At 46.6% G+C, this 6,683-nt stretch carries 4 protein-coding genes, 1 pseudogene and 1 riboswitch; of the genes and pseudogenes, 3 read left to right on the top strand and 2 right to left on the bottom strand.

The features are described 5' to 3' along the window. Positions 1-95: 95 nt before the first annotated feature. Positions 96-305 (top strand): annotated as a pseudogene (locus QOL74_RS09985) (transposase); the annotation flags it as partial. Positions 306-486: 181 nt separating this feature from the next. Here the strand turns inward: QOL74_RS09985 and QOL74_RS09980 are convergent. Further along, positions 487-1,719: a nuclease-related domain-containing protein gene (locus QOL74_RS09980; RefSeq protein WP_283409332.1), complete on the bottom strand. Its 1,233-nt coding sequence runs from the start codon at positions 1,717-1,719 to the stop codon at positions 487-489. Between the two features lie 396 nt (positions 1,720-2,115). Then, positions 2,116-2,400, bottom strand: a complete 285-nt coding sequence (locus QOL74_RS09975) for a hypothetical protein (protein ID WP_283409326.1) — start codon at positions 2,398-2,400, stop codon at positions 2,116-2,118. A gap of 219 nt (positions 2,401-2,619) precedes the next feature. Next, positions 2,620-2,703: riboswitch (cyclic di-GMP riboswitch) on the bottom strand. Between the two features lie 192 nt (positions 2,704-2,895). Between QOL74_RS09975 and QOL74_RS09970 the strand changes: the two genes are divergently transcribed. Both QOL74_RS09970 and QOL74_RS09965 read left to right on the top strand, forming a co-directional pair. Further along, complete coding sequence (locus QOL74_RS09970) at positions 2,896-3,357, top strand: helix-turn-helix domain-containing protein (protein ID WP_283409325.1); 462 nt, start codon at positions 2,896-2,898, stop codon at positions 3,355-3,357. 608 nt (positions 3,358-3,965) lie between these two features. After that, on the top strand, positions 3,966-6,434 hold the full coding sequence (locus tag QOL74_RS09965; protein WP_283409324.1) for an HD domain-containing phosphohydrolase: 2,469 nt from the start codon (positions 3,966-3,968) through the stop codon (positions 6,432-6,434). Positions 6,435-6,683 lie beyond the last annotated feature (249 nt).

Raw genomic sequence — 6,683 nt, 5'->3', positions numbered from 1 at the left:
CTTGATCCCATTTGTATCGTCTCCTTTGTCATTTCATTATATCTTTGACATCGGAAAGTCTCAATTCAACATGTCCTATTTTCATTCTAACATCACTGGATGAAGCGGAACACCTGCGGCACACGACCCAGAACAAAACCATCTACGAAAGACGCAAGGAAACCATCGAACGGGTCTTTGCGGACATGAAAGAAAAGCATGGCATGCGGTGGACAACCCTTCGAGGCATGAAACGGGTAGCCACTGAAGCGATGCTTGTGGCGGCTGCCATAAACCAGAAAAAGCTGGCCACCTGGAAGTGGCGCAAGGGGATGACGGGCCCTGGCCCGTCTTCTTTCAAACGATTTGTGCTTTTCTTACGCAAAATGCTGGCTCCCACTCTGGGATGCCAGCATTTTGTCTGCAGTCTGGGCACCCCTTCATTCAGGGGTGCTTTTTTTAACAGCAGTTTATTGTACTTTCTCATGGCTCCTTACAGCTTTTCCTTCATCCAGAAATGCCAATTTTTTCAAAGCATTCGTCATACAACTCTGCCCAATATGGGTTCTCAATCAGTTCGTTCAATAGATTTAAGTAAGCTGTCAAAAAATTTTCCATCAGTCTGCCAACCACTTCATGCCGCTCATTGGGCGAAAAGAGTTCATTCCCATATCTTTCATCATAACCCGTCTCAATCTCTGCTATTTTACGCATCGCATGCTCCAGTTTCAATAATTGACCCTTTTGATATGAAGGATCCAGTAAACGATCCAGTTCTTGTCTCTCTGCTAAAAGCTGATCGTGCAGCTCACTCCTCATCGTATCGATATCAAAAAAGGGAAACATCTTAGGTTTAGTTTTGTACTTTAGTAGTTGCGAAAGTAGGTCCAGGTCAGCTTCAGTTTGTGCCGCACCAATTAAAAAGGGCAGGGCATCCACGTAGACAACTTTCAGGGTGTCGCTGTTGAAGTTATCAATCACTCGAGTGTTTTTGTCGGACAACGCAATAATACTGATAATCTGCATCTGGTTTCCAAAGATAGATCTTAAAAATTTTCCGTGCCGAGAAACCTGGTTCATGATTTCCAGAGGCTCAGACCTTCCGTTAATCCATTTCATCAATTGACCAGAAGACTCAATAGCGATTTCATCAGCGGAATAATCTTTGACTTCAATGGTATAAAGCGTGCCTTTCACAATGGTCAAGAAGTCGATTTCTACACTTTCCGTCGAGTCTTTCCCGTGGAAGTTAAAACCTTCCATGTATTCAATCGCCAGATTGTCCAGCACTTTCTGTGCTTTTACTTCTCCAAAATGGCCTTTCAGCATGTGTTGGCATCGTTTGATGGGCGAATCTGGAGCGGCATAAAATAGTTCCTCAGTGTTTTTCCGATAATGCCACATTGATGAATAGTGAGATCCCAGCAAGTTGCATTTTTCGTGCTCAATTTTCTTCGCAACGTCCAGGGCATTGGTTAGCTGAATGGCTTTTTGGCAAAACTCGTCATTGGTGTACCAATTACACGGATCTTCTTTCAATTTAAACATGGTTTCATACAGTGACAGGCGATCTTGATTGAACAAAGCAATCGGTGTACGATAAACAGCTTGATCACACAGGGTGTTTTCAATTTCTTCAATCTTTGATTCTTTACACCTGTCCTTAATGGGTTTCTCTTTCTTTTGTGCTTGAAACTCTTTCACAAACACGATGCCATAGGTGACAAAAAGCACCAGCATGTAGGTCACCAGCATGGCAAACCACCGTGGAAACACATAGATCGAGACGATGACATAAAGCAGCGGGAAGATCATGGTCACCGCCGCCAGTACAAAGAGAAATTGTCTCACACTGAGTGACCTGTTTTTTGGTTCCCTGATGCTTATGCTGACAACAAAAGGAATCCCTGGGAACAGGGCGGAGATCAAATCAGATGTAAGAAGGAAAAGCCCATTCGGTGAAGATCATCTGCAAACTCGAAATAGGCGGGTATGTTCAGCAAAAGCAGTCCGGGGTATATAAATTTTTCAATGACTCTCATCGCGTATCCTCCTCGGGGAAAGATATGTGAATCATCGGTTGAGCTGGGAAAAACTTCTACGAGTTCAAATAAGCGTGCCTATTGAAAGCACCGTTTATGCGTATTTGTTTCGTATGGCGATGTAAGCAATGCCCACAGGTGCAATAATAAATGCGAACAAGAACAAAAGAAGCAGTTTAAACAGTTTCCAGACAAGCATAATGGGCAAAGGTAAAATGATAAAATTTCCGCCCATCATCAAGTTCATCAATTCATCCCACACCAGTGCTGAAAAAGGGAATAACGCAGCGGACACAATCACAAATAACATGGTTAACACATCGACGCCCCCGGAAAACACAAGAAAACTTAGTACGATGGCGATGATATAATTCTTCACCAGGTACCTCCTATCCACCCCGTTGATGATACTCTTCACATAATCTATGACAATCACTCCTTCAACAATTAATCTTTCGCGCCTCATAATCCCATGCTTAACAGGCCACTGACCTGAACTCGTATTGTTATTGGACAAATAAAAGGCTTGCTCTCTAATTGAGAACAAGCCAAAATAACGAAAAATACCAAAATTGAGAACTTGCGTGTATCTTAACGTTGCGGCAACCGGCTGCCATTGTATTGCTACTTTAGGCCCTTGGTTTTGCGTCTCCACCTTTCAGTGGTTTTGCTTTTCTCAGTGTATTAAATTTTCATGCTATGTTAGTATACCACACGATCAGCATAAAGCATAGGCCTACAAGCTTAAAAATGCAATTTGTCACATCTCGATTCCAATCCTGATTTTTGCTTCAGATCAGCCCCAGTATCTCGTAACATTTAAAACCATACAATGCGTCAATAGTCTGGTATCCTTGAGGTGGGGGGTGAGACTATGCCTAAAGTGCTTTATGTTGTAGATCTCAGTGAAAATGAGCGTGTTAAACTTATGAGCATTGTCAACAAAAGAAAGACCTCATCAAAACGAATCCTTCATGCCAATATTCTGTTGGCTGCAGACATTAATAACCCCAATAAGATCAGTGCTCCAGTCATTGCTGAACGATATCATGTCCACCGACAAACTGTTCAAACAGTACGAAAAACCTATGCAACAGAAGGACTGGAAGCGGCACTGGGTCGCAAGAAAAGAAAGGTGCCCCCTGTTGAGCCGAAGCTTACAGGTGATGTGGAGGCCAGGATAATTGCGCTTTGCTGCAGCGATCCGCCTTCCGGGTATGAACGCTGGACATTGCGCATGGTTGCAGATGAAACAATCAAGTTGGAGATTATCTCATCCATTTCTCATATGTCTGTGGGTCGGATCTTAAAAAAAACGAATTTAAGCCTCATTTGAAAAAATGTTGGTGCATACCACCGAATCAAAATGCAGCCTTTGTGGCTAATATGGAGGATGTTTTAGAGGTATATTCCCGTCCCTTCGATCCTGATATTCCAGTTGTTTTCATGGATGAAAAGCCATGTCAGCTCTTGGATGAAGATAGAAAACCAATTCCGGCGAAACCAAAGAGTATCCGGAAAGAAGATAACGAATATATCCGAAAAGGAACTTGCAGCATTTTCCTCTTCACAGAACCCTTGGGCGGTTGGCGCCGCTACAACGTGTCTGAGCGCAGGACCAAGCAAGATTGGGCTTAACAGATACGTCACGAAAACGAAATATGCAATTCACTTCCTTACCAACTATCAACTGCATCACCTCCGCAGGCGGTTTTTTCAGCACTGTGATAACATCAGCATTTCACATAATAACATGCGCCCCCTTTGTTAAGGTGATTCCAGTCGGCTCTTTGTTTTATGATGGAAAAAAGAATGATGGCTGAAGGAGAGAAGTACGAAAAATGGTGCGGGAGTAAGAGTGGTGGGTAAATATAGTTAACAGCAAAAAAGACCCGTCGACACGGAAAGAGTACAGCATGAGAATTCTTAACTGGAGTGTGGAACATGACCAGAGGCAGACATTGGGTAGGATTGGTTGTTGTGAGTATGCTGATCGCGGTATTCCTGAGCGGATACGGTGTAACAGCCATGCCTGGAAATATAAAGCTCAACAACAACTCCAACCGAATTGTGGTGGGGGACGATATCAACTATCCACCCTACAGCTATGTGGATGCTGACGGTAATCCACAGGGTTTTAATATTGCCTTGGCCAAAGCGGTGGGTGAAGCCATGGGGTTGACGGTGGAAATTCGGTTAGATGAATGGTCGCGTACCCGGGAGGCCCTGGAAGCGGGAGAAATCGATGCCATATCCGGTATGTTCTACTCAGAAGAACGCGCCCAGACTTACGCCTATACCACCCGTCACAGCGTGACCAGTGGTGATATTTTCACCCAGTCGGCCACGATGCTGGATTCACTGGAAGACCTGCGGGGACAGACAGTGGTGGTGCAAAAGGGAGATATCGTGGCAGAGTACCTGGCAGGGGCGGAGCTGGAGATCCAGTTAATAGAAGTCTTTACCGTCAATGAAGCCCTGTCTTTGGTGGCGGACGGTACCTACGACTATGCAGGGCTGATGAAGCTGCCAGGCATCTATGCCATGGAAGAACAGGGGTTTTCAGAGCTTCGTTCCCAAGGCTTGCAACTGATCCCCAATGACTATTCCATGGCGGTGCGTCGGGACAATGAAGACTTACTCTTACTTCTGAACGGAGGCCTTAAAATCGTTCAGGCCACCGGTGAGTACCAGGCCATTTATGATGAATGGCTGGGGGTGTATGAAGAGCGTGATTTTCGCCAGAACCTGGCGCGCTATCATCGCTTCCTGATGGTGGCAGGCGGCATGGTTGTTGTGCTGTTGGGGATGTCCCTTTTTCTGCGGTTTCTGGTCCATAAACGAACCCGGGCCCTGCGGGGTGCCAATGAAGAACTGCAACTTAAACAGCTGGAGCTGCAGTCACTCAACATGGAGATGGAAGCTTCCATGGAAGAGCTGACTGCCATGGAGCAAGAGCTGCGGGAACAGTTGGATCGGATCAGGGAAAGTGAGCGGCGGCTGGCAGAGAGCGAGCAAAAAAACAAGGCCATTGTCCAGGCATTGCCAGATATTATTTTTACCTTTAATCCAAAAGGCCAGTTCATTGATTGTCAGGCCAGCGATCACGCCCATTTGCAAATGCCCACACAGTCACTTGTCGGCAAGTTTTTAGAGGACGTGCTCCCCCGGGAACTGGCGGAAGCAGGTCTGGCTTCTATCCGAAAATCACTGGAAAGCGGAGAACTGGAACGATTTGAATATGAGCTGTCACTCAGGGGGGAACGCCGCATTTATGAAATGCGTCTTGTTCCCCTGGAATCGACGACTGTGATTGGCATTACTCGAGACATCACCAGGGAGAAACGCTACCAGGAAGAAATTGAGTATCTGAGCTACCGCGATCAGCTCACAGGCTTATACAACCGCCGGTTCTTTGAAGAAGAACTGAAACGCCTGGACACGGAGCGTAATCTTCCACTGTGTCTCATTATGGCAGATGTGAATGGGTTGAAACTGATTAATGACTCTTTTGGTCATGCAAAGGGAGATGAACTGCTTCAGAAGTTGGCAGAAGTGCTGACCCGTGGCTGCAGACCCGACGAAATCATTGCCCGCATCGGCGGTGATGAGTTTGTGTTGCTAATTCCGGGTATGACAGGGGAACAGGCTGAAGGGATGGTGGATCGCATCCAGAAGCTGGCGGCTACAGAGACAATCGGGTCGGTGGAACTGTCCATTTCCTTTGGCTGGGAAGTCAAAACCGATCTGAATGAAGACATGCAGGAAGTCTTCAACCGGGCAGAAGACTACATGTATCAAAAAAAATTGTTTGAAGGCCCCAGCATGCGCAGCAAAACCATTAACGCCATCATCAGAACCCTCCACGAAAAGAATGAACGGGAAGAAGCCCACTCTAAGCGGGTGTCCCAGCTTTCCATGGCACTGGCTCAAGTACTGGGCTTTTCGCAGCGGGATGTGGAACAGATTCGAACCATGGGATTACTCCATGACATTGGCAAAATATCCATCAATGAAGAAATCCTCAACAAACCTGGCCGGCTGACAGAAATAGAGTTCGAAGAGATCAAGCGCCATCCGGAGATTGGGTACCGTATCCTCAGCTCGGTCAATGACATGGCAGACATGGCAGAATACGTGTTGTGTCACCATGAGCGGTGGGATGGCACCGGCTACCCCCGTGGTCTGGTGGGCGAGTCCATTCCCATGCAGGCCCGGATCATCGCCATCACAGATGCCTATGATGCCATGATTAGTGAGCGGAGCTATCGCAGGACGCTGACACCAGAAGCTGCAGTAAAAGAATTGTACCGCTGTGCCGGGACCCAGTTTGACCCTCATCTGGTGGCAGTCTTTGCGGAAAAGGTGATCGGAACCGATGTGGAAAACACAGTTGTTAGCCTGGAGACGTGACACATCCGACACACCTGAAAACTGTTTGGTTCCGGGTTGGCCACGGCAATGCCATGGGCAGCCGCCGTAATTGGTTTTTCTTTTCATCTGCCGAAATCTTTTGCCTCCAAACGCAAGGCCGTCGGCTTCCCATGTGCTGGGATGCCGGCGGCCTCTTATGTTTTGGTGCTTTTTGCATTGGTGTTCTCACTACTTATTACTGACATGTAACTGCGCTTTCGCTCATTTGTTGCCTTTCAGCTGCAATGA

It is taken from the genome of Anoxynatronum buryatiense, assembly GCF_900182905.1.
GTDB classification, from domain to species: Bacteria; Bacillota; Clostridia; order Peptostreptococcales; family Tindalliaceae; genus Anoxynatronum; species Anoxynatronum buryatiense.
The sequence above is the reverse complement of the archived record's forward strand: the minus strand, read 5'-3'. Positions and strand labels throughout refer to the sequence as shown.